Raw genomic sequence first — 22,308 nt, 5'->3', positions numbered from 1 at the left:
TCATGGCGTTTTTTTGGGGGGGGGGCGTTCTCTGGGGGGGGGGGGGGGGGGCCTCGGGGTTGGCCCCCGGGGGGTTGGCCCGCCCACCCGCGGGGGGGGGGGGGGGGGGGGGGGGGGGGGGTTTGCAGGACACGCCGCAGGTACGTCCATGTAGGCTGCATCGCCGCATCCGTGCGGCTCAGCGTCCTGCAAACCCCACCCGCCCGACCCGCTGACAGTTTCCTGCGCGCTTCCGGCCGCGTTGAAAAAGGCGTGGGGGCCGGGTTTACCAGCCTTCCAGTACGATCTTGCCCTTGGCTTTCTGGCTTTCGATCAGTGCGTGCGCGCGGCGCAGGTTGGCGGCGTTGATGCGGCCCAGGTTTTCGCCCAGCGTGGTGCGCAGTACGCCGGCATCGATCAGGCCGGCGACGCGGTTGAGCAGGGCGTGCTGCTGCTGCATGTCGGCGGTCTGGTGCAGCGGCCGGGCGAACATGAACTCCCAGTGCAGCGAGGCGCATTTGCGCTTCAGCGCCATCACGTCCAGCTGGCCGGGGTCGTCGATCAGGCCGAGCTGGCCCTGCGGTGCCAGCACTTCGATGATCTGCGCGTAATGCTGGTCGGTGTGGGTCAGGCTGGCCACGTGCTCGACGTGCGCGATGCCAAGCCGCGCCAGGCCTTCGGACAGCGGCTGGCTGTGGTCGATGACATGGTGCGCGCCCAGCGCGTACACCCAGTCCTGGGTTTCCGGGCGCGAGGCGGTGCCGACCACGGTCAGCCTGGTCAGCTGGCGTGCCAGCTGCACCAGGATCGAGCCGACGCCGCCGGCCGCGCCGATCACCAGCAGGGTCTGGCCTTCGCCGGTGCCTTCGGCGATGCGCAGGCGGTCGAACAGCAGTTCCCAAGCAGTGATCGCGGTCAGCGGCAGCGCCGCAGCGCTGGCATCGTCCAGGCTGGACGGCTTGCGGCCGACGATGCGCTCGTCCACCAGCTGGTATTCGGCGTTGCTGCCGGCACGATCGATGGCGCCGGCGTAGTAGACCTCGTCACCGGGCTGGAACAGGGTGACCTCACTGCCCACCGCATCCACCACGCCCACGGCGTCGAAGCCGAGCACGCGCGGGGTTTCGGTGGCGGCGTTGCGGCGCACCTTGGCATCGACCGGGTTCACCGCCACTGCCTTGACTGCCACGCGCAGGTCGCGTGGGCCCGGGGTGGGGGTGTCCAGATCGATATCGACCAGCGATCTGGCGTCTTCCGGCGACAGGCCGGCGTGGGTATAGGCAACAGCGCGCATGGGGTAACTCCGCAGCGGGGGGAGGCGCTCAGGATGGACGCTGCAGGTGACGCTGGAAAGGCGCAGAATCAGGCATCACTTTCTCTGTTGTGGTGAAAATGGTCCGGTTTGACGACCTGCAGCTGTTCGTGCGCACCGCGGCGCTGGGCAGTTTCAGCCGTGCAGCGCGCGAGGTCGATCTGCTGCCCGGTCAGGTGGCCGCAGCCATCGCGCGGCTGGAGCGCGAGCTTGACCTGCGGCTGTTCGTGCGCACCACCCGCAGCCTGCGCCTGACGGCCGAAGGTGCGCAGTACCTGCCTTATGCGCAGGAAGGCCTGGCAGCGCTGCGCGAAGGCCAGGCGCGGGTACAGGGTGAAGCCGCCGAACTGGCCGGCACCCTGCAGGTGGCCGCGCCATCGGACCTGGGCCGCAACGTGCTGCTGCCCTGGCTGACCGCGTTCCGCCGCGCGCATCCGCGGCTGCAGCTGCATCTGCAGCTGTCCGACCAGGTGGCCGACGTGTTCCGCGATCCGGTCGATATCGCCTTCCGGTTGGGCCGCTTCGACAACGCCAGCTATGTCGCCCTGCCGCTGCTGGCGGGCAACCGCCGCGTGCTGGTGGCGTCTCCCGCCTACCTGCAGGCGCACCCGGCGCCGGACAGTCTGGATGCGCTGAAGGACCACGCCTGCCTGCTGTACCAGCTGGGCGGCCGCACCCACGATCGCTGGAGTTTTGAACAGGACGGCCGCCGCAGCGTGGTGGCCGTGCGTGGCGCGATGCTGTGCGACGACGCCGACGTGGTGCGGCGCTGGGCGGTGGACGGGGAAGGCATCGCCTACAAATCGTGGCTGGATGTCGGCGATGACGTGCGTGCAGGACGCCTGGAGGTGCTGCTGGACGGCCAGGGCGAGAGCCTGCCGTTGAACCTGGTCTGCCCGCACCGCAAACAGTTTTCGCCGGCGGTGCGGCAGCTGCATGGGTTCCTGGGTGAGCGGCTGACGCCGTTGCTGCAAGGGTTGCCCACCGCACGGTAGTGACGGCCGCTGGCCGTCAGCTCTCCGCATTGGTGGGTGACGGCCGCTGGCCGTCACTACAATGAAGCCCCCTGCGTTGAACGAGTGAGCCGCCATGCCGTGGATGGGCATCCAGGACCTGTGGACCTTCCTGGTCGCCGTGCTGGTGTTCCTGGCCCTGCCGGGTCCAGGCACCTTCACCCTGCTCACCGCCACCGGCCGCGGTGGCGTGCGGGGGGGCTACACGGCGTTGGCCGGCCTGCTGGCGGGCGACCAGATCCTGATGTGGCTGGCGTTGGCCGGCGTGGCCGCGCTGCTGAAAGCCAACCCGACCGTGTTCCATGCCGTGCAGTACCTGGGCGCGGTCTACCTGGTGTGGGTGGGCATCAGCCTGCTGCGCACGCCGAAAGCCGACGGCAGCGACCTGCCGGGCAGCGTGCGGCTGGCGCCGGGCCACTATTTCCGCCAGGCGATCCTGGTCAGCCTGCTCAACCCGAAAGCCATCCTGTTCTACATGGCCTTCCTGCCGCTGTTCATCGACCCGCGCCAGCACCAGGGCGTGGCCACCTTCGCGGCACTGGCCGGGATCATCTTCGTGGTCAGCGTGGCGTACTGCTCGCTGCTGATCGGGGCGGGCAACCTGGCTCGCCGTCGGTTGATCCAGCATCCGCGCATCAGCGACGTGTTGCGGCGCGTGGCCGGGGTGTTCCTGCTGGGCTTCGGCATCCGGCTCGGACTGAATGGCTGAGGCATTGTGCCGATTCCGGCAGCGGTTGCCGGGTGCAGCGCCAAGCGGTTTGTCAATGAGCGTCCGTCAGTAGTAATGCTGCGCCGCATTCGGTCACACTCGGGCACTTGTCGTTCCCAGTCACCACGAGGCCCGAATGTCTTTGCTCCGGCGCAAATCCCTGGATACCGTCACCGTCCATGAAGCCGGAAGGCAGCTGGTCCGCACACTGAGTTGGCCGCACCTGATCGCGCTGGGTATCGGCGCCATCGTCGGCACCGGCATCTATACGCTGATCGGTGTGGGCGCCAACCTGGCCGGCCCGGCGGTGTTGATCTCCTTCGCCATCGCCGGTGCGGTCTGCGCCTGCGCCGCGCTGTCCTATGCCGAGCTGGCAACGATGATGCCGGCCTCGGGCAGTGCCTATACCTACAGTTACACCGCGCTCGGCGAAATCTTCGCGTGGGTGGTCGGCTGGAGCCTGATCCTGGAGTACTCGCTGGTGGTGAGTACCGTGGCGGTCGGCTGGTCCGGCTACTTCGTCGGCTTCCTGGAATGGGTGAACAACCAGATGGGCATCGACATCCGCCTGCCGCTGGCGCTGTCGGCGGGTCCGCACGTGGAAGGGGGGTTGTTCAATCTGCCGGCCGTGCTGATCACCTGGCTGGTGGCGGGTGGCCTGATGCTGGGCACCAAGGAAAGCGCCACGCTCAACGCGGTGCTGGTGGTGTTGAAGATCATCGCGCTGGGCGTGTTCGTGGCGGTGGCGCTGCCCGCCTTCGACAGCGCCAACCTGCAGCCGTTCATGCCCTATGGCTTCGCCAAATCGCTGGGCCCGGATGGGCTGGAGCGTGGCGTGATGGCGGCGGCGGCGATCATCTTCTTCGCTTTCTACGGCTTCGATGCGATCGCCACCGCCGCCGAAGAAACCAAGAATCCGGGCCGCGATCTGTCGATCGGCATCATTGGTTCGATGGTCGGCTGCACCATCATCTACATGCTGGTCGCGCTGGCCGCCGTCGGTGCGATGAGCTATGCGGTGTTCGGCAGCAGTGCCGAGCCGCTGGCGTTGATCATGCGCCAGCTGGGTCACCCGACCGCCGCGCTGATCATCGGCATCGTGGCCATCGTGGCCTTGCCCACCGTGCTGTTGGCTTTCATGTTCGGCCAGAGCCGGGTGTTCTTCGTCATGGGCCGCGACGGCATGCTGCCGCGCCGCCTGTCCAATGTCAGCAAGCGCACCGGCACGCCGGTGGCGACCACCTTGTTCAGTGCCCTGCTGGTATCGGCACTGGCCGGCGTGGCGCGGCTGGATGAAATCGCCGCACTGGCCAACGCCGGCACGCTGGCCGCCTTCACCGCAGTGGGCGTGTGCCTGGTGGTGATGCGCCGCCGTGAGCCGGAGCGCGCTCGTACCTTCCGCACGCCGCTGGCCTGGATCGTCGGCCCGGCGGCCGCGCTGGGCTGTGTGTACCTGTTCTTCAGCCTGCCGCAGAGCACGCAGTTGTATTTCCTGATCTGGAACGTGATCGGGCTGGCGGTGTACTTCCTGTACAGCCGCCGCAATGCGGTGCTGGGCCGGTAGGTAATGCCGGCCGCTGGCCATCAATCCGGTGGCGGCCGGCGGCCGTCACTAGCGCGTGGTCAGGGGCGGGCGTAATCCTGCGCCTGCTGCATCACCCGCAGCAGGTTGCCGCCCCAGATGCCGGCGATCTGCTTTTCGTCGTAACCACGGCGCAGCAGCCAGGCGGTGATCTTCGGCAGCTGGCTGACATCGCGCAGGTCGGTCAGGCCGCCGCCGCCGTCCCAATCCAGGCCGATGCCAACGTGTTCGGGGCCCACCACGTCGAGGATGTGGCCCATGTGCGCGAAGAAGTCATCCAGGCTGGCGTGGCGCACCGGGTACTGCCTGTCCAGCGCCTCTTCCCCGCGCTGCAGTTCCTCGCCCTGCGCGATGCTCATGCCTTCCCAACCGCCCAGCCGCTTGCTCAGCGCGTCTTCGGCGTCTTTGCGCTCGGGGCTTTTGCCGGGATCCACCAGATAGCCGCCATAGGCGTTCACCTGGATCACCCCGTCGGCCTTGGCCAGCTGGCGCAGGCGCGCATCGTCCAGATTGCGCGGGTGGTCGTGGATCGCCCTGGCTGAGCTGTGCGACAGCACGAACGGTACCGGCATCATCGCGATGAGCTGGTCGAACACTGCATCGGACGCATGCGACTGGTCGATGACGATGCCCCGTTTCACCGCCTCGTTGACCAACGCACGGCCGGCCGGGCTCAGTCCGTTCCACTCCGGGCCCTTCGGGTTGGTGGCCGAATCGGCGAACTCGTTGGTGGCGAAGTGCACGGTGCTCAGCATGCGCAGCCCGGCCTGGTGGTAGAAGCCCAGCAGGCTGGGGTCGGCCACCAGCGGACTGGCGTTTTCCATGCTGATGAACACCACGCGCTTGCCGCCGGCCTTGATCCGCACGGCATCGGCCGGGGTCAGCGCCAGCGCGAAGCGGTCGCCATTGGCGGCCAGCATGGTGCGGATGTCGAGCAACCGCTGCAGGCCGGCATCGCGGTCACGCTGATGGGCCGCGGCACTGCGGTCACCCTGGCCGGTGTAGATCGCCCAGAAGCCACCATCCAGCGCCCCTTCCACCATGCGCGGGTAGTCCACCTGGGACAACGCGTTGTGGTCATGGCGGTTGTCGATGTCGAAGCCATCGCGGGCGAAGTTGGCCGGCGTATCCAGATGGCTGTCCAGAGTCAGCAGGCGCTGCTGCAGGGACTTGGCGCGCTGCAGTTCGGCGGGGCTGAAATCGATGGCATGGACGGACAGCGGCGTGCTGAGCGCCAGGGCGAGCAGCAGCGGCAGGCGACGCAGGATCATGCAGGTCTCACCGGGGACGGGGAGACCTGACGATAGCGCTGACGCGCTGGGCTGGGTAGGTGGGCGGGTGCGGAAGCGGTGACGACCAACGGTCGTCACCCACCGGGTTTGGTCCTCACCGGGTTTGGTCGTCACCCACCGGGTTTGCGGTTACAGCACGCGGCAGAACACCGCCTTGAGGTAACGCGATTCCTGCACGTGGGCCATGAACGGATGGTCGGGACCGGCGCCGGAGACCTTGAGGATCTGGATGGTGCGGCCGGAATAGAACGCTGCACGTCGCAGCATGTCCAGGAACTGGTCTTCGGCCACCAGGCCGGTGCACGAGAACGTGGCGAACAGGCCACCCGGCTTGACCACGCCGAGCGCCAGCTTGTTCATGTCCAGGTACTTCTTCAGCGCGCTGATGACCTGGTCGCGGTCACGGGTCATCTTCGCCGGGTCCAGAATCACCACGTCGTACTGCTCGCCGCGGTTGGCCGCATCGCGCAGCCACGGGAAGATGTCGGACTGCACGAACTTCGGCCGCACGTTGTTGAGCTTGGCGTTGCCCTTGGCGATCTGGATCACGTCCTCGTCGATGTCGATGCCCACCACTTCACTGGCGCCGCGTGCGGCGGCGTACACCGCGAAACCGCCGGTGTTGCAGCACAGGTCGAGCACGGTCTTGCCTTCGACCTGCTGGCTCAGCCACTCGCGGTTGTCGCGCTGGTCGGCGAAGAAGCCGGTCTTGTGCGCGCCGGCCGGGTCGGCACGGAACTTCACGCCGTACTCGGTGATCACCGAGGCCTCGGTGGTGGTGTTGCCATGGAAATCGAAGCTTTCCTGCTTCTGCACGTGTTCGTCGGCGAAGCTGTGGAAGCGACAGCCCGGGAACTGCTCGCTCAGCGCCTCGTAGATCCATTCGCGGTGACGGAACATGCCGGCGGCAAAGAATTCCACCACCACCAGGTCGCCGTAACGGTCCACCACCAGCCCGGACAGGCCGTCGCCTTCGCTGTGCACCACGCGCCACGCATCGCTGACCGCATCCAGCTTCAGCACGTCACGGCGCAGTTCCACTGCCTGGGCGATCTTGCGCGAGAACCAGCCGGCGTCGACCGGCACGCGCTCGTCGGTTTCCAGGATGCGCACGGCGATGCGCGAATGCCCGTTGTAGAAGCCCCGCCCGATGAAGTCCCCTTCCACGCCGAAGACATCCACGATGGTGCCGGGCTTGGGCCGGACGGCCGGTTTTTCGACCAGTTTCTGGAAGATCCACGGGTGGCTGGAACGCCAGGCATTCTTGAGACGGACTGAGGGGGCAGAGGTATTCATCGGGCTATTGTAATCGCTGGGGTGGGCAGGGCCGCCGACCGTCCCCGCGATTCGCGCGATTGACGGCCAGCAGCCGTCACTACCCGGTGATTGACGCGGCGCCGGGATGCCCGCAGAATCGGCCCCAGAAGGGGAGTAGCTCCCAACGTTGTCGCCGTCAATTCGAGCCCGCAGGCTCCGGTGCAACGGCAGTCCCACCACATCGGGGCTGCGAGCGAGACCTTCGCCGTACGGCGAAGCTCTGTCCCTGGATCCCCCTCCCGATCCTCCGTTGCAGATCCTCGCCGTCCGGCTTGAGGCTTTTTTCTTTTTCCCAACGGACAAACCCATGCAGACGATCGGTAATTTGTGGTTATGGCTCGGCTTCGGCGCGGTGGTGATCATCGCGCTGCTGGTCGATCTGGTGTTGATGCGCCACGGCGGCCCGCACAAGGTCACCTTCAAGGAGGCCCTGTGGTGGTCGATCGGCTGGGTGCTGCTCGCCCTGGCCTTCAACGGTGGCCTCTGGTACTACCTGAACGAGACCGCCGGACAGGTGGTGGCCAACAAGGTCGGCCTGGAGTTCCTCACCGGCTATCTGGTCGAAAAGGCGCTGGCCGTCGACAACATCTTTGTCTTCCTGATGATCATGGGCTACTTCGCGGTCCCTGAGGAACAGCGGCAGAAGGTGCTGATCATCGGCATCCTGGGCGCAATCGTGCTGCGAACGATCATGATCTTCGCCGGCAGCGTGCTGATCACCAAGTTCCATTGGCTGCTCTACGTGTTTGGTGCCTTCCTGCTGTTCACCGGCTGGAAGATGTGGTTCTCGGCCGGTCAGGAGCCTGACCTGGAGACCAACCCGGCGCTGCGCTGGATGCGCAAGCACCTGCGCCTGCTGCCGGACTACGCCGGTAATGCGATGAGCGTCATGCGCGATGGCAAGCGCTGGTACACCCCGCTGTTCGCGGTGCTGATCCTGATCGCGGTGACCGACGTGATCTTCGCGGTGGACAGCATTCCGGCCATCTTCGCCATCACCACCGACCCGTTCATCGTGCTGACCTCGAACGTGTTCGCGGTGCTGGGCCTGCGCGCGATGTTCTTCCTGCTGGCCGGCATGGCCGATCGCTTCCACCTGCTGCCGTACGGTCTGGCGCTGGTGCTGGGCTTCATCGGCATCAAGATGATGATCATCGACCTGTTCAAGATCCCGACCCCGATCTCGCTGGGCGTGGTCGCGCTGATCATCGCCATCACCGTGGTGCTGAGCCTGAAGATCCCGCCGAAGCACGACAAGGCCTGATCGATCGCGTTACCGGCCCTGCGGGGCCGGCAGCGCGCGCTGCAGCAACGGGTCGGCCGGGATTGTCCCGCCGGCCCGTTTTATTTTCCCACCCCGCCGGGGTTGGTTTCTCCCCCGCCACCGCCATTGCTTGGATATGAACGCCAACGCACCCGTGCCCGCCGGCGCCGACCCGGCCCCGCCTCCCGACCGCCTGCGCATCCTGCGTGCCTTCAACCTGAGCCTCGGCGCCGTGGTGCTGCTGGTCGCGGTATTCGCGCTGCAGGATTACTTCGACTGGCGGCCATGGGCCGTGGCACCGTTGGAAATGGCCGGGCTGCTGGGCCTGCTCGGTGCACCGCTGCTGCATGGATCGGTGGAACACATCGCCGCCAACAGCGTGGCCCTGCTGATCCTCGGCACGCTGGCGGGCAGCGTCTATCCGAAGGCGACCCTGCGCGCGCTGCCGCTGCTGTGGATCGGCTCCGGCGTCGGCGCCTGGCTGCTGGGCGACCCGGGCAGCCGTCACCTCGGCGCCAGTGGCGTCACCCACGGCCTGATGTTCCTGCTGGCCAGCCTGGGCCTGCTGCGCCGCGACCGCGCCGCCATCGCCACCGGGCTGATCGGCATGCTGTTCTACGGCGGAATGTTGATGACCGTGCTGCCGCATACCCCTGGGGTGTCTTGGCAGTCGCACATGGGCGGCGCATTCGCCGGCATCATCGCCGCGCTGCTGTTCCGCAACAGCGACCCGATGGCGGCCCGCCCGCGCTACAGCTGGGAAGACGAAGAAGATGCCATCGAAGCGCTGCCCGACGACGAGCTGGAGCCGCCCTCGCCGCGCCAGGTGCCGGTGCTGTGGCAGCCACGCGAAGGCCACGACTACGTGGTGCTGCCGTTCCGGCGTTCAGGCCAGGATGACGCACCGCGCTGATCTCCGGACGGCCTTTGCTGGTGGGTGACGACCGTTGGCTGCTTCTGGTGGGTGACGACCGTTGGTCGTCACGCTCCTCCACTTTCAAATTTCCGTCATAGACGCGGCTTGACCGCCTTGTCCACCATGTACCGGCTGGAGCCCACAGGCCCAGCCGGGTTTGGCGTCCCGTTTCTATTGACCTGGAGCGCCGGCACGCCAACCCGCACCGTCCGCCACCGCGCTGCATGCACGTGGCCAGCTGCGAGGAAAACACCGCATGGGAGCCATCCCGCCCCTTGGCACATCGATCGACGACACGCTGCTGTATCTGGTGATTGGCGGCCTGCTGCTGGTCGTGGGCCTGCTGGTGTTGCATATCGCGTCGCGCGATCCCGTGGCCAGTCGCTGCTGCCGATGTGGCGACCCGCGTCGCTGTCCGTTGCGCCGCGGCCGCGGCTCCAGCCTGTCTGCCGGCAAGTAGCGGCTCAGCGACCGTCGACGGCCTTGCGCCCCAGCGCCGGATCATCAGTGAAGAACGCATCGATGCCGGTGGCGAGGTAGGCACGCATTTCAGCGATGGAGCCATCGGGGTTGCGTGCGTTGGCATCACCGCTGCGCAGGTTGGCGGCGATGAAAAGATTCTCCGGACGGAAGGTATAGGGAACCACCATCAATCCCGCCGCATGCGCATCTTGTACCAGCGTGGTCGGCTCACCCAGCGCGCCCTTGCCGTCCAGCGGAATGATCGAACGCAGCTCCGGCCCGATGCCGTCAGCGTAGGTCGCGATGTCCGCCAGACCGGCAGCCGTCAGCATCTGTGCATAGGTCAGTGCGCCGCCCGCCCTGGCCACATCGGCCGGCTTGGCGTCGCCCTTCCAGGTCAGCTGCAGCAGGCGGATGTTGCTGGCGCGGCCGATCTTGCCGCGCAGGTAGCGCAGGTTGGCGGTCTCGAAGGACTGCAGCGTCACCGGACCCACCTTGGTATACGGGTTGGCCTGCAGCGCGGCCAGCACTTTGTCTTCCATCGGCAGGCCGATGGACTGGAAGTAGCTGGGGTGCTTGATTTCCGGTACCAGCCCGATGCCCCGGTTGGCACGGCCGGCCTGCTGCACCAGGAAAGCCAGGATTTCATCGAAGCTGGCAATGCGGAACTGCCCGTCGAAGGCGGTGCTGCGCTGCTGTGGCAGGCGCTCGCGTGCGTAGAGCGTCTTCAGTTCGGCCAGGGTGAAGTCTTCGGTGAACCAGCCCTCGACCTGTTCGCCGTCGATGGTCCTGGTGGTGCGGCGATCGGCGAACTCCCCGCGGGAAGCGACGTCGGTGGTCCCGCCGATCTCGTTCTCGTGGCGGGCCACCAGCTGCCCGTCCTTGGTCATCACCAGGTCCGGCTCGATGTAATCGGCGCCATCGGTGATGGCCTGTGCATAGGCCGCCAAGGTGTGTTCGGGCAGCAGCGCACTGGCCCCGCGGTGGGCATAGACCGAGGCCTTGCCCGGTGCAGCTGATGAAGATTCGGCGCTCATGGCCAACGATGGTGCCACGGCCAGCGACAACAGCACTGCACAACCCCACGACTTCACGGACTATCCCCTTGGTGGATGACGAATGCGGCGAGTATGCGTCTGCAATATGACAGGGGGAGGTAGCTCGGTCACCCGGCCAGGGTCGGGGCGTCTGCAAGCTCTTTCTCGAGCTGTTCGATGCTGGGCAGGCTTGTCTGCAGCGGTTCGGGCAGCGGTCCCAGCACCTTGTACTCGGCAACCCCCATCGGTTGCACGTTCTCACTCAAGGCGTACTCCGCCACGACTTTGTTGCGCTCCTTGCACAACAGCAGTCCGAGGGTTGGATTGTCATCGGCCCGCTTCTTCTGCTGGTTCACGGCCGTCAGATAGAAACCCAGTTGCCCCAGGTGCTCGGGTTTGAACTTGCCCGCCTTCAGCTCTACGACGACATAGCAGCGAAGGTGCAGGTGGTAGAACAGTAGATCGATGAAGAACTCTTCCCCCGCCACTTCGATGAGCACCTGCCTGCCTACGAATGCGAAACCGGCGCCGAGCTCCAGGAGAAAATCAGTGGCGTGCCGGACCAGGCCGTCTTCCAGCTCGCGCTCGCTGGCCTCGCGTCCTACCGCAAGAAAGTCGAACCGATAGGGATCTTTGAGTGTTTCGCGGGCGAGGTCTGAATGCGCCTTGGGCAGGCGCAGCTCGAAATTGGTGATCGCGTTGCCAGTGCGCTCGAGTAGTTTTCCTTCAATGTTCAGCGCCAGCACGCTCCGCGACCAGTTGTGCTGTATGGCCTGGTTCGCGTACCAGATGCGTTGTGGGGCAGTCGACAGCTTTTCCAGCAGAGTCAGTTGGTGGCCCCAAGGTAATTGTGCAACGACCTGTTGCACGAATGCCGGGTCCGGCCAAGCGTCGGCGAAGGCACGCATGTACTTGAGGTTTCGCGGCGAGAAGCCCTTGGCGTGGGGGAAGGCCAGCCTGAGATCATGGGCCAGGCGATCGATGACCTTGCTCCCCCATCCCTGCCCGGACTGGCGGACGAGGATGTCCCGTCCCATCTCCCAGTAGAGCAGGACGAGCTCGCGGTTGACGGCCAGCGCGGCGCGTTGCTGGGCAGAATTGATGCGGTGTTTCAGCTCGTCCAACCAATCCGCATAGCCTTCAGGCGGCGTGATCAGCGCGATGGGGTGTTGTGTCATGGCAGTCTTCCGGCAGTCACACCAGCGTGTGCTGCGAGGAAGGGTCGCACCATGCGTTTATCTTCAACTGATCATTGTTGTTACTGAAGATTGCGGACGAATTCCTGTCGTCCGCTTATCGTCGGATGTCGTTGTGCCATTGCAAGGCAGCCGACTGAAGTCGGCTCTGCCAGGCGGCTCCCACCCTACTTGCCGATGCAGAAGCTGGAGAAGATCCGGCCGAGCAGGTCGTCGGCGCTCATCGCGCCGGTGATCTCGCCCAGCGCCTCGTGCGCCAGCCGGAGTTCTTCGGCGGCCAGTTCCAGGTGTTCGTGGGCCAGTTCGCCATCGGCCTGCAGTGCATGTTCCTGCGCGCGCTCGATGGCGTCGACATGGCGGGTGCGCGCGGAGAACTCACCGTCCACCTGTTCGCCGGCACCGGCGCTGGCGATCGAACGCAGGCGCGCATGCAGGTCGTCCAGGCCGGCACCTGTCGCGGCGGACACGAACACCCGGTCCGGGTCATCGCCGCCCTGCCCCGTGCCGGTCGGCAGCAGGTCGGATTTGTTGTGGATGTAGACCTTGTGCGGCACGTCCAGCACCGATGCGCCGATCGCCGCTTCACCGGCGGCGGGATCGCGTGCGTCGAGCACGATCAGCGCAAGATCCGTGCGCTCGATCTCCACCCGCGCACGCCGCATGCCTTCGCGTTCGATCGCATCACCGCCATCGCGCAGGCCGGCGGTATCCACCAGGGTCAGCTCCAGGCCGTCCAGGCGGATGGTCTCGCGCAGGGTGTCGCGGGTGGTGCCGGCGATGTCGGTGACGATCGCCCGCTCGCTGCCGGCCAGCGCGTTGAGCAGCGAACTCTTGCCGGCATTCGGCGGGCCGATCAGTACCGCGTGCAGGCCATCGCGCAGGCGGCGGCCGCGTTCGGCATCGCGGCGCAGCAGCGCCAAGGTTTCACGTGCCTGCAGCAGGCCACGCCGCACCTGTTCACCGCCCAGCGTATCCAGCGGTTCGTCGGCGAAATCGATGGCGGCCTCGACGTGGATGCGCAACCTGACCAGTTGTTCGGCCACCTCGTCGACGCGGCACGAGAACACCCCGTCCAATGAGCGGCGTGCAGCGCGTGCGGCGCGATGGTCACCGGCCGCGATCAGGTCGGCGATCGCCTCGGCCTGTGCCAGATCCAGCTTTCCATTGAGGAATGCGCGCTCGCTGAACTCACCCGGCCGCGCCTGGCGCGCGCCGAGCGCGATGCAGCGTGCAACCAGCTGCTGCAACACCACCGGGCTGCCATGGCCCTGCAGTTCCACCACTTCTTCGCCGGTGAAACTGTTCGGCGCCGGGAACCACAGCACGATGCCGTCGTCGATCACCTCGTTGTCGGCATCGCGCAGGCGCGCGTAATGCGCGTGGCGCGGACGCAGCACGGGTGCCCCGAGCAGGTGGGCGATGGTCGCCGCACGCGGCCCGGAAAGGCGCAGCATGCCCACCCCGCCTGCGCCGGCGGCCGTGGCGATGGCAACGATGGTGTCGGTAGCGGTGGTATCCATGGCGGTCATTGTGCGGGGTTGGTCTGCCGTCGGCCAGAAGCAGGAAACCCGCCTTGCGGCGGGTTCCTGTGCGGCTTACTTCTTGGTGGCGATGGCCGGGACCGGGTCGCCGCCGTGGCGCTTGGTCATCCACCACTGCTGCAGCAGGCCCAGGCCGCCGTTGACCACCCAGTACAGGACCAGGCCGGACGGCATGAAGGCCATCATGACGCCGAACACGATCGGCATCATCTGCATCATTTTCTGCTGCATCGGGTCCATGCCCGGTGCCGGGGTCAGCTTCTGCGTGGCCCACATCACTGCCACGTTGATCACCGGCAGGATGAAGTACGGATCGCGCGCGGTCAGGTCCTGGATCCAGCCCAGCCACGGCGCCTGGCGCAGTTCGACCGACTCCACCAGCACCCAGTACAGGGCGAAGAAGATCGGCATCTGGATGAGGATCGGCAGGCAGCCGCCCATCGGATTGATCTTTTCCTTCTTGTACAGCTCCATCATCGCGGTCTGGAACTTCTGGCGGTCATCGCCATAGCGTTCCTTCAGCTGCGCGATGCGCGGCTGGAAGCGACGCATCTTCGCACCACTCTTGTACTGCACCGCCGACAGCGGATACAGCACCATCTTCAGCAGCACCACCAGGCCGACGATCGCCCAGCCCCAGTTGTTGACCAGCTTGTGCACCTGGTTCAACACCCAGAACAGACCCTGGCCGATCACCGCCATCAGCGAGAAGCGGCTGTAGTCGACCACACGGTCCAGGCCCTTCACGTCTTCCTTGGCGATCAGGTTGACCAGCTTCGGACCCACCCACAGGCGGGCTTCGCTGCTGACCTGCTGGCCGGGCGCGACGTTGAAGGCCGGGCCACGCGCTTCGATCTGGTCGCGGCCGTTGTTCTGCGACAGCACGTAGTGCGCGACCTGGTCGGACTGCGGGATCCACGCGGTGAAGAAGTGGTGCTGCAGCATCGCCAGCCAGCCGCCGGTGATGTTCTTGTTCAGCGCACCGTCGTCCATGTAATCAGCGAAGGCACGACGCTCGTAGCCGCCTTCGGTGCTGAACCAGGTGGCGCCGTTGAAGCTGAAGGAATCCGGGTTGGTCATGCTGCGCGACAGGATGGTCGGGCTGCGGTCCAGCGTGCGGTAGACGAAGCCGTTCCAAGGCGCCGTGCCCTGGTTGCGGACCACGTCCTTGACCTTGATCGCGTACTCGTTGCGCGACAGGGTCAGGGTGCGGTCGATCACTACACCGTTCGGACCGTTCCAGACGAACGGGATCTGCAGTTCCTTCTGGCCCTCGGCCAGCACGAACTCACGCTGGTCACCGACCAGCTTGAAGCCATCTGCGCCCGGGACCGGCACGCTCTTGTCTTCACTGGCCCAGCCGCTGATCGCGCTGTACGGATGCGCGGGGTCTTCGGTCAGCAGCCGCACCGGCGGGCTGTTGTCGGCCTTGGTCTGCGGGAACTGCAGCAGCTCGGCGTCCAGCACACGGCCGCCATCAAGCACCAGGCGCAGCACGTCGGTGGTGACGGTCACGCGCTGGGTGGCCGGGGTGGCGGCCGCCTGGGCGGTGGTCGCCGCGGCAGTGGCGCCGGGCACCTGTGCACCGGGCACGCCGCCGGGCGTGGCGCCGGGAACGGCCTGGGTGGCAGCAGCCACGGCGGTCGTGGTCTGCGTGACCGGCGGTGCAGCCTTTTCGCGGCCCCACTCCATCCACAACAGCACGGCCACCATCAGCCAGGCAAAAACAAGGAAAATACGGGTCTGGTTCATCAGCGGACAGGCTCTGCGGTGCCGGGGCGTGTTGCCGGCTCGTTCGAAGAAGGCGATGCGACGCCGTCGGAAGGCGGCATTGTGCCGTCCACGACCGGGGCGGGCAATGCTCCAAGGCGTCGCAACAGGCGCAGGAAGGCCTGGCGGATCTCATCGTTGCTGGCGGCACGCGCAGCACTACGTGCCACGACGACAATGTCGCCCGGCAGCAGGTCAGCGCGGCAATGTCGCAAGGCGTCGCGCAGGACGCGCTTGATCCGGTTACGCCCTACGGCGTGCGGATCCACCTTGCGTGAAACGGCCAGACCCATCCTGGCCGGCCGGTCTTCTGGCAGCCAGTGAAGGGTCATCAGCGGTTCGGACACCCGGCGGGCGCCGTTGAAGACCGTAGAATATTCGGCACGCGTGCGAACCCGCGCAGAGCGAGGGAATCGCTTGCGCGGGTCAGCAGTACTCACTATCGGAAGGATTGCGTCTGCCGCGGAGAGCGGCATGGCAATCAGGCGCTCAGGACTTTGCGGCCCTTGGCGCGGCGACGCGACAGGATCTTGCGGCCGTCAGCGGTCTTCATACGGGCACGGAAACCGTGGTCGCGCTTACGCTTGAGGTTGCTGGGCTGGAAAGTGCGCTTGGTGGCCATGTTGGGCCTCTCGTATGAAATGGACGGAAAGAACCGGAAATTCTAGAGGTACATACCCCCTCGCGTCAAGTCCTTGTGACTACGCGATTTCATGGGGCTGTGCAATAGCTGTGGATGATTTTGTGAATAACTGCGGGACAAGCATTCCAGAGGCCGCCCGGCGATGGTAGTCTGAGTCATCCTTTTCCCCCTTTCCGGCCTGTCGGGACGGTGCTTTCAAGCGCCTGACCACCGGCCCAAGATGATTATTGCCGATGGATGCCTGGTCCCGTTGTCTGGAACGCCTTGAAGCGGAGTTCCCGCCTGAAGACGTTCACACCTGGCTGAAGCCGCTGCAGGCTGATCTGCGCGCTGACGCCTTGATCCTCTTCGCCCCCAATGCCTTCATCGTCGACCAGGTGCGCTCGCTGTACCTGCCGAGGATCCGCGAACTGCTGACCCACTTCGCTGGTTTTGGCGACGTTTTTCTTGAAATCGGCTCGCGTCCGCGCCCCATGGAGACGCAGATCGCGTCGAATCCGGGGCTGTTCAGCGGTGGTGCCTCGCCGGCGCTGCCGCCGGCGGCCAGCGCGCCGGTGGTGCCGTTCGCCGGCAACATGGATTCGCACTACACCTTCGCCAACTTCGTCGAAGGGCGCAGCAACCAGCTGGGCCTGGCGGCGGCGTTCCAGGCCGCGCAGCGTCCGGGTGACCGTGCGCACAATCCGCTGCTGCTGTACGGCGGCACCGGGCTGGGCAAGACCCACCTGATGTTCGCAGCCGGCAACGCGATGCGCGAAGCCAACCCGCATGCCAAGGTGCTCTACCTGCGTTCGGAACAGTTCTTCAGCGCGATGATCCGGGCCCTGCAGGAAAAGACCATGGATCAGTTCAAGCGCCAGTTCCAGCAGGTGGACGCGCTGTTGATCGATGACATCCATTTCTTCGCCGGCAAGGACCGCACGCAGGAAGAGTTCTTCCACACCTTCAATGCGCTGTTCGACGGCAAGCAGCAGATCATCCTGACCTGCGACCGGTATCCGCGCGAAGTCGAAGGCCTGGAAGCGCGCCTGAAGTCGCGCCTTGCCTGGGGCCTTTCAGTTGCCATCGAGCCGCCGGACTTCGAGACCCGCGCTGCCATCGTGCTGGCCAAGGCACGCGAACGTGGCGCTGAGATCCCCGACGATGTGGCGTTCCTGATTGCCAAGAAGATGCGCTCCAACGTGCGCGACCTCGAGGGCGCGCTGAATACCCTGACCGCGCGGGCCAATTTCACTGGCCGCGCGATCACCACGGAGTTCGCCCAGGAAACCCTGCGCGATCTGCTTCGGGCCCAGCAGCAGGCCATCAGCATTCCCAACATCCAGAAAACCGTTGCCGACTATTACGGCCTGCAGATCAAGGATCTGCTGTCCAAGCGTCGGACCCGGTCGCTGGCCCGTCCACGCCAGGTCGCGATGGCCCTGACCAAGGAACTCACCGAGCACAGCCTGCCCGAGATCGGCGACGCCTTCGCTGGGCGGGACCACACCACGGTGCTGCATGGCTGCCGCCAGATCCGGACGTTGATGGAAACCGACGGCAAGCTGCGGGAAGACTGGGACAAGCTCATTCGCAAGCTGAGCGAATGATGCACGTACGCCGTTGAGGCGTCATCGCACAAAACGGTGCAGAATCCGGGGGCAAGCACGGGGCATGTTGTGGATAAAAAAGGCGTTCCAGATCCAGGGAATTCCATCCACAGCTTTCCCCCCCCTTTGAAGGGCGGTATTCCATAGGGTTTCGATGCATTAAAACCCTTTGTATTCAAATACTTGAGTGTGTTTTCCCTGAATTCTGGCTCTACCATCACCACCAAGCTTTTGATTTATTCCATATTTTTTAAAGCATAGGGGCACGGAACCACATGCGTTTCACACTGCAGCGCGAAGCCTTTCTCAAGCCGTTGGCGCAAGTCGTCAATGTGGTCGAACGCCGCCAGACCTTGCCGGTTCTGGCCAACTTCCTCGTACAGGTGCAGGACGGGCAGCTTTCGCTGACCGGTACCGACCTGGAAGTGGAAATGGTGTCGCGGATCGCAGTTGAAGACGCCGAAAACGGCGAAACCACCATTCCCGCCCGCAAGCTCTTCGAGATCATCCGCGCCCTGCCCGATGGCAGCCGGATCACCGTCTCGCAGACCGGTGACAAGATCACCGTGCAGGCCGGGCGCAGCCGTTTCACCCTGGCAACACTGCCGGCCAACGACTTCCCTTCGGTGGACGAAGTGGAAGCCACCGAGCGCGTTGCCATCGGCGAGGCCACGCTGAAGGAGCTGATCGAACGCACCGCGTTCGCCATGGCCCAGCAGGACGTGCGCTACTACCTCAACGGCCTGCTGTTCGACCTTCGCGGCGATACGCTGCGCACCGTTGCCACTGACGGGCACCGCCTGGCGCTGTGCGAAACCGATCTGGCCAAGCCCAGCGGTTCCAAGCGCCAGATCATCGTGCCGCGCAAAGGCGTCACCGAGCTGCAGCGTCTGCTGGAAAGCGGTGATCGTGAGATCGAGCTGGAAGTCGGCCGCAGCCACGTGCGGGTCAAGCGCGATGATGTGACCTTCACCTCCAAGCTGATCGATGGGCGTTTCCCGGACTACGAGGCCGTGATTCCGATCGGTGCCGACCGTGAGGTCAAGGTGGATCGTGAAGCGTTGCGTGCCTCGCTGCAGCGCGCCGCAATCCTGTCCAACGAGAAGTACCGCGGCATCCGGGTGGAAGTCTCGCCGGGCAACCTGAAGATCAGCGCGCACAACCCGGAGCAGGAAGAAGCCCAGGAAGAGATCGAGGCCGAGACCACCGTCAGCGACCTCGCTATCGGCTTCAACGTGAACTACGTGCTGGATGCGCTTTCGGCACTGCGCGATGAGTTCGTCATCGTGCAGCTGCGCGACTCGAACTCCTCGGCGCTGGTGCGTGAAGCGAGCAGCGAAAAGTCGCGTCACGTGGTGATGCCGCTGCGTCTCTGACGCTCGGTTCCACGTGGAACAGGAAACGCCCGACTTGTTCGGGCGTTTTTTTTTGTTCCACGTGGAGCATCGTCATTGAGATCGGTCGCCGGGGATGAGACGTTCAGCCGCTCTGGCGTCTGATTCGACGCAGAGGTCAGTCAGCGTCGGTCGGCAGCCCGCAAGAGATCCGGACTTCTGAGTGAATCTGCTGCGTCATTGCCGCCTGCTTCGCCCTGCACTGTAGGCGCTATCCACACCCCTCCCGGGCTTATTCGAAGGGGCTGCCAAGCTTTTAAATCTGGGTATAAATCTAAAGCATGGTGGTGATGGTAGGGCCAGATTTCATGTATAACTAGGCTATGTGTTTGATTGAAAAGAGGTTATTGGCCTCGAAACGCCCCTCAAATAGGGTGTCGGGCTGGGGGAATACCTGTGGATAGATTTCAGGCCGGCTTCAACCACCTTTTTTATCCACAGATTGCCCAGAGGTTGTGTGTAAGTCATCCAGAGGTTTTTCCGGCCGGCTTCGAGGATGGAGCTGATTCGTCGAAATCTGAGACGGGTCGTGGGCTGGGGCCGGTCAGAATTCAAGGATTTCAGCCCCCACAACGTGGAACCGTATCCGGGGACCGGCCTGGATTTCTTGAAATCTGGTGAGCATTGCGGCCTCAAACCCGTAGAACCCAGCCCAACTCGTCCCCCATAGCGCGCGCCCTGGCCTCACTCTGCCGTCTGAGGGGGCACTTGACCGATGCAGTAAGCTGGTAGATCGCTCAACTTCCCGCACCGTCGGTTCCGGCCGCGCCCCTCCATGCAGATCCGCCGTCTTTCCCTACACCAGGTCCGTCGATTCGACGCGGCAGAACTGTTGCCGCAGCCCGGCATCAACCTGTTGACCGGCGAAAACGGCGCCGGGAAGACCAGCGTGCTGGAAGCCCTGCACCTGATGGCCTACGGGCGCAGCTTCCGCGGCCGGGTTCGCGACGGCTTGATCCGCCAGGGACAGGAATCGCTGGAAATCTTCGTTGAATGGGACGAATCGAATGCCGAGGGCAGCGAAATACGCCGTCGTGCCGGTCTTCGTCATTCCGGGCAGGACTGGAAAGGCCGACTGGACGGTGAAGACGTCGCGCAGCTGGGGAATCTGTGCGCGGCCTTGGCGGTGGTGACCTTTGAACCCGGCAGCCACGCCTTGGTCAGCGGCGGCGGCGAACCCCGTCGCCGATTCCTGGATTGGGGCTTGTTCCACGTGGAACCAGACTTCCTTTCTCTGTGGCGACGCTATTCGCGGGCCCTGAAGCAGCGCAATGCCCTGCTCAAGCAAGGCGGCTCGCCGCGGATGCTGGACACCTGGGACCATGAGCTGTCCGAAGCCGGCGAACCCCTGACCAGCCGCCGTCTGCATTACCTGGAGCGGCTGCAGGTGCGGGCCGTGGAACTTGCCGCCGCCCTCGCCCCCCAGCTGGACGTCCAGTCGCTGACGCTCAGCCCCGGCTGGCGGCGGCATGAGGTTTCGCTGGCCGATGCGCTGCTGCTCGCGCGCGAACGCGACCGGCAGGCTGGCTATACCTCGGTTGGCCCGCACCGCGCGGACTGGAGCGTCGCTTTTGGGAGCATCCCCGGAAGAGATGCGCTGTCCCGCGGGCAAGCAAAGCTCACCGCCCTCACCTGCCTGCTGGCGCAGGCCGAAGACTATGCGGTCGAACGCGGGCATTGGCCAGTGATCGCGCTGGATGATCTGGGGTCGGAACTGGATCGAAACCATCAAGGCCGGGTACTGGACCGCCTGCTGGCAGGCCCGGCGCAGATATTCATCACCGCCACCGAGACCCCCGTGCCCCTGCTGGACCGCACCGATATCGCGCGGTTCCACGTGGAACATGGCCATGTCACGGGTGTGCCATAGTGGCCCCCGGGGTACACCTGCCCGGCTGGTATAATTCAGGTTGGAACACCCCCTCTTTCTCGGCGCGCCATTCGTTGGCGCCCGACCTGCGGAGCCTACGGCGAGCGCAATGACTGACGAACAGAACACCCCTGCAAACAGCGGCACCTACGACGCCAACAGCATTACGGCGCTGGAAGGCCTGGAGGCCGTCCGCAAGCGCCCCGGCATGTACATCGGCGATGTCCACGACGGCACCGGCCTGCACCACATGGTGTTCGAAGTCGTCGACAACTCGATCGATGAGGCGCTCGCGGGCCATGCCGACCACGTTTCGGTGACGATCCATGCAGACGGCTCGGTCGGCGTGTCGGATAACGGGCGTGGTATCCCGACCGGCAAGCATGAGCAGATGAGCAGGAAGCTGGATCGCGAAGTCTCGGCAGCCGAGGTCGTGATGACGGTCCTGCACGCCGGCGGCAAGTTCGACGACAACAGCTACAAAGTGTCCGGCGGCCTGCACGGCGTGGGTGTCAGCGTGGTCAACGCGCTGTCGCAGAAGCTGACGCTGGATATCTACCAGGGCGGTTTCCACTACCACCAGGAATATGCCGACGGCGCCGCCGTGATGCCGCTGCAGCAGGTGGAAGCCAGCACCAAGCGCGGTACCACGCTGCGATTCTGGCCCTCGACCAAGGCATTCCACGACAACGTCGAGTTCCACTACGACATCCTGGCCCGTCGCCTGCGCGAGCTCTCGTTCCTGAACTCCGGCGTCAAGATCGTTCTGATCGACCAGCGCGGAGAAGGTCGTCGCGATGATTTCCACTACGAAGGCGGCATCGCCAGCTTCGTGGAGCATCTGGCCCAGCTGAAGACCCCCCTGCATCCACACGTGATCTCGGTCGTGGGCGAACACAGCGGCATCACCGTGGAAGTGGCGCTGCAGTGGACCGATTCCTACCAGGAAACGATGTACTGCTTCACCAACAACATTCCGCAGAAGGATGGTGGCACCCATCTGGCCGGGTTCCGCGGCGCGCTGACGCGCGTGCTCAACAACTACATCGAACAGAACGGTATCGCCAAGCAGGCCAAGATCAACCTGACCGGCGATGACATGCGCGAAGGCATGATCGCGGTGCTGTCGGTCAAGGTGCCCGATCCCAGCTTCTCCAGCCAGACCAAGGAAAAGCTGGTCAGCTCGGACGTCCGTCCGGCGGTGGAAAACGCGTTCGGCCAGCGTCTGGAAGCCTTCCTGCAGGAAAACCCGAACGAAGCCAAGGCCATCGCCGGCAAGATCGTCGACGCCGCGCGTGCGCGCGAAGCCGCCCGCAAGGCCCGCGACCTGACCCGCCGCAAGGGCGCGCTGGACATCGCCGGCCTGCCGGGCAAGCTCGCCGACTGCCAGGAGAAGGATCCGGCCCTGTCCGAACTGTTCAT

Annotated in this window: 19 protein-coding genes; 10 read left to right on the top strand and 9 right to left on the bottom strand. The window is 65.2% G+C overall.

The window, feature by feature from the left end:
- Window positions 1-265: 265 nt before the first annotated feature.
- A complete protein-coding gene (locus tag ACI2JH_RS12625; RefSeq protein ID WP_404736347.1) occupies window positions 266-1,273 on the bottom strand; it encodes a zinc-binding alcohol dehydrogenase family protein in 1,008 nt (335 codons plus the stop codon).
- A gap of 92 nt (window positions 1,274-1,365) precedes the next feature.
- On the opposite strand from ACI2JH_RS12625, the gene ACI2JH_RS12620 reads away from it, so the two are divergent.
- The 3 genes from ACI2JH_RS12620 to ACI2JH_RS12610 all read left to right on the top strand — a co-directional run bounded on the left by ACI2JH_RS12620 (window position 1,366) and on the right by ACI2JH_RS12610 (window position 4,577).
- Entirely contained in the window at window positions 1,366-2,286 is a 921-nt protein-coding gene (locus ACI2JH_RS12620; protein ID WP_404736346.1) for a LysR family transcriptional regulator, read from the top strand.
- Between the two features lie 94 nt (window positions 2,287-2,380).
- Window positions 2,381-3,013: a leucine efflux protein LeuE gene (leuE, locus tag ACI2JH_RS12615; protein ID WP_404736345.1), complete on the top strand. Its 633-nt coding sequence runs from the start codon at window positions 2,381-2,383 to the stop codon at window positions 3,011-3,013.
- 136 nt (window positions 3,014-3,149) lie between these two features.
- Window positions 3,150-4,577, top strand: coding sequence for an amino acid permease (locus ACI2JH_RS12610; RefSeq protein ID WP_404736344.1), 1,428 nt, complete (start codon window positions 3,150-3,152; stop codon window positions 4,575-4,577).
- A 59-nt stretch (window positions 4,578-4,636) separates the two neighbouring features.
- Here ACI2JH_RS12610 and ACI2JH_RS12605 read toward each other — a convergent pair whose 3' ends face one another.
- Together ACI2JH_RS12605 and ACI2JH_RS12600 are read right to left on the bottom strand one after the other, a co-directional pair.
- A complete protein-coding gene (locus ACI2JH_RS12605) occupies window positions 4,637-5,866 on the bottom strand; it encodes a dipeptidase (RefSeq protein ID WP_404736343.1) in 1,230 nt (409 codons plus the stop codon).
- 150 nt (window positions 5,867-6,016) lie between these two features.
- Window positions 6,017-7,183: a class I SAM-dependent rRNA methyltransferase gene (locus ACI2JH_RS12600; RefSeq protein WP_042612152.1), complete on the bottom strand. Its 1,167-nt coding sequence runs from the start codon at window positions 7,181-7,183 to the stop codon at window positions 6,017-6,019.
- A 328-nt stretch (window positions 7,184-7,511) separates the two neighbouring features.
- Here ACI2JH_RS12600 and ACI2JH_RS12595 point away from each other — a divergent pair, with 328 nt between their 5' ends.
- The 3 genes from ACI2JH_RS12595 (at window position 7,512) to ACI2JH_RS12585 (ending at window position 9,844) form a co-directional block, all read left to right on the top strand.
- Window positions 7,512-8,468: a TerC family protein gene (locus ACI2JH_RS12595; RefSeq protein ID WP_042612151.1), complete on the top strand. Its 957-nt coding sequence runs from the start codon at window positions 7,512-7,514 to the stop codon at window positions 8,466-8,468.
- A gap of 136 nt (window positions 8,469-8,604) precedes the next feature.
- Complete coding sequence (locus ACI2JH_RS12590; RefSeq protein ID WP_101098175.1) at window positions 8,605-9,381, top strand: rhomboid family intramembrane serine protease; 777 nt, start codon at window positions 8,605-8,607, stop codon at window positions 9,379-9,381.
- Between the two features lie 259 nt (window positions 9,382-9,640).
- Entirely contained in the window at window positions 9,641-9,844 is a 204-nt protein-coding gene (locus ACI2JH_RS12585) for a hypothetical protein (protein ID WP_404736342.1), read from the top strand.
- Between the two features lie 4 nt (window positions 9,845-9,848).
- On the opposite strand, the gene ACI2JH_RS12580 is transcribed toward ACI2JH_RS12585, so the two are convergent.
- The 6 genes from ACI2JH_RS12580 to rpmH form a co-directional block, all read right to left on the bottom strand.
- A complete protein-coding gene (locus ACI2JH_RS12580; protein ID WP_404736341.1) occupies window positions 9,849-10,940 on the bottom strand; it encodes a glycerophosphodiester phosphodiesterase in 1,092 nt (363 codons plus the stop codon).
- 71 nt (window positions 10,941-11,011) lie between these two features.
- Window positions 11,012-12,061, bottom strand: coding sequence for a YhcG family protein (locus ACI2JH_RS12575; protein WP_404736340.1), 1,050 nt, complete (start codon window positions 12,059-12,061; stop codon window positions 11,012-11,014).
- 185 nt (window positions 12,062-12,246) lie between these two features.
- Window positions 12,247-13,608 carry a tRNA uridine-5-carboxymethylaminomethyl(34) synthesis GTPase MnmE gene (mnmE, locus tag ACI2JH_RS12570; protein ID WP_404736339.1) on the bottom strand — a complete coding sequence of 454 codons (1,362 nt, stop codon included), beginning with the start codon at window positions 13,606-13,608 and terminating at the stop codon, window positions 12,247-12,249.
- Window positions 13,609-13,674: 66 nt separating this feature from the next.
- Window positions 13,675-15,372: a membrane protein insertase YidC gene (gene yidC / locus ACI2JH_RS12565; RefSeq protein WP_349998579.1), complete on the bottom strand. Its 1,698-nt coding sequence runs from the start codon at window positions 15,370-15,372 to the stop codon at window positions 13,675-13,677.
- Complete coding sequence (gene rnpA, locus ACI2JH_RS12560; protein ID WP_101098169.1) at window positions 15,372-15,866, bottom strand: ribonuclease P protein component; 495 nt, start codon at window positions 15,864-15,866, stop codon at window positions 15,372-15,374. Before rnpA ends, yidC begins: the two co-directional genes overlap by 1 nt.
- Before the next feature lie 5 nt (window positions 15,867-15,871).
- Complete coding sequence (rpmH, locus tag ACI2JH_RS12555) at window positions 15,872-16,012, bottom strand: 50S ribosomal protein L34 (protein ID WP_006404565.1); 141 nt, start codon at window positions 16,010-16,012, stop codon at window positions 15,872-15,874.
- Between the two features lie 254 nt (window positions 16,013-16,266).
- Here rpmH and dnaA point away from each other — a divergent pair, with 254 nt between their 5' ends.
- The 4 genes from dnaA to ACI2JH_RS12535 all read left to right on the top strand — a co-directional run.
- Window positions 16,267-17,622 (top strand): chromosomal replication initiator protein DnaA, encoded by a 1,356-nt coding sequence (gene dnaA / locus ACI2JH_RS12550; RefSeq protein WP_404736338.1) that lies wholly within the window; start codon window positions 16,267-16,269, stop codon window positions 17,620-17,622.
- Window positions 17,623-17,897: 275 nt separating this feature from the next.
- Entirely contained in the window at window positions 17,898-18,998 is a 1,101-nt protein-coding gene (gene dnaN / locus ACI2JH_RS12545) for a DNA polymerase III subunit beta (protein WP_101098168.1), read from the top strand.
- Window positions 18,999-19,791: 793 nt separating this feature from the next.
- Window positions 19,792-20,886, top strand: coding sequence for a DNA replication/repair protein RecF (gene recF, locus ACI2JH_RS12540; RefSeq protein ID WP_182656597.1), 1,095 nt, complete (start codon window positions 19,792-19,794; stop codon window positions 20,884-20,886).
- A gap of 109 nt (window positions 20,887-20,995) precedes the next feature.
- A partial coding sequence (locus tag ACI2JH_RS12535) for an ATP-binding protein (RefSeq protein WP_404736337.1) occupies window positions 20,996-22,308 on the top strand: 1,313 nt, incomplete at its 3' end.

Origin of the sequence: Stenotrophomonas sp. NPDC078853, from assembly GCF_044901215.1 — a bacterium.
Classification (GTDB): Bacteria; Pseudomonadota; Gammaproteobacteria; order Xanthomonadales; family Xanthomonadaceae; genus Stenotrophomonas; species Stenotrophomonas lacuserhaii.
Note: the sequence above shows the minus strand (reverse complement) of the source record. Positions and strands in the feature narration are given on the sequence as shown.

Excerpts from the sequence above, each read along its gene's own strand:
- leuE (WP_404736345.1), top strand. The coding sequence starts at position 2,381 with ATGCCGTGGATGGGCATCCAGGACCTGTGGACCTTCCTGGTCGCCGTG.
- yidC (WP_349998579.1), bottom strand. The coding sequence starts at position 15,372 with ATGAACCAGACCCGTATTTTCCTTGTTTTTGCCTGGCTGATGGTGGCC.
- ACI2JH_RS12575 (WP_404736340.1), bottom strand. The coding sequence starts at position 12,061 with ATGACACAACACCCCATCGCGCTGATCACGCCGCCTGAAGGCTATGCG.
- rnpA (WP_101098169.1), bottom strand. The coding sequence starts at position 15,866 with ATGCCGCTCTCCGCGGCAGACGCAATCCTTCCGATAGTGAGTACTGCT.
- ACI2JH_RS12625 (WP_404736347.1), bottom strand. The coding sequence starts at position 1,273 with ATGCGCGCTGTTGCCTATACCCACGCCGGCCTGTCGCCGGAAGACGCC.
- ACI2JH_RS12585 (WP_404736342.1), top strand. The coding sequence starts at position 9,641 with ATGGGAGCCATCCCGCCCCTTGGCACATCGATCGACGACACGCTGCTG.
- ACI2JH_RS12610 (WP_404736344.1), top strand. The coding sequence starts at position 3,150 with ATGTCTTTGCTCCGGCGCAAATCCCTGGATACCGTCACCGTCCATGAA.
- rpmH (WP_006404565.1), bottom strand. The coding sequence starts at position 16,012 with ATGGCCACCAAGCGCACTTTCCAGCCCAGCAACCTCAAGCGTAAGCGC.
- ACI2JH_RS12605 (WP_404736343.1), bottom strand. The coding sequence starts at position 5,866 with ATGATCCTGCGTCGCCTGCCGCTGCTGCTCGCCCTGGCGCTCAGCACG.
- ACI2JH_RS12600 (WP_042612152.1), bottom strand. The coding sequence starts at position 7,183 with ATGAATACCTCTGCCCCCTCAGTCCGTCTCAAGAATGCCTGGCGTTCC.
- dnaN (WP_101098168.1), top strand. The coding sequence starts at position 17,898 with ATGCGTTTCACACTGCAGCGCGAAGCCTTTCTCAAGCCGTTGGCGCAA.
- ACI2JH_RS12590 (WP_101098175.1), top strand. The coding sequence starts at position 8,605 with ATGAACGCCAACGCACCCGTGCCCGCCGGCGCCGACCCGGCCCCGCCT.
- recF (WP_182656597.1), top strand. The coding sequence starts at position 19,792 with ATGCAGATCCGCCGTCTTTCCCTACACCAGGTCCGTCGATTCGACGCG.
- mnmE (WP_404736339.1), bottom strand. The coding sequence starts at position 13,608 with ATGACCGCCATGGATACCACCGCTACCGACACCATCGTTGCCATCGCC.
- dnaA (WP_404736338.1), top strand. The coding sequence starts at position 16,267 with ATGGATGCCTGGTCCCGTTGTCTGGAACGCCTTGAAGCGGAGTTCCCG.
- ACI2JH_RS12595 (WP_042612151.1), top strand. The coding sequence starts at position 7,512 with ATGCAGACGATCGGTAATTTGTGGTTATGGCTCGGCTTCGGCGCGGTG.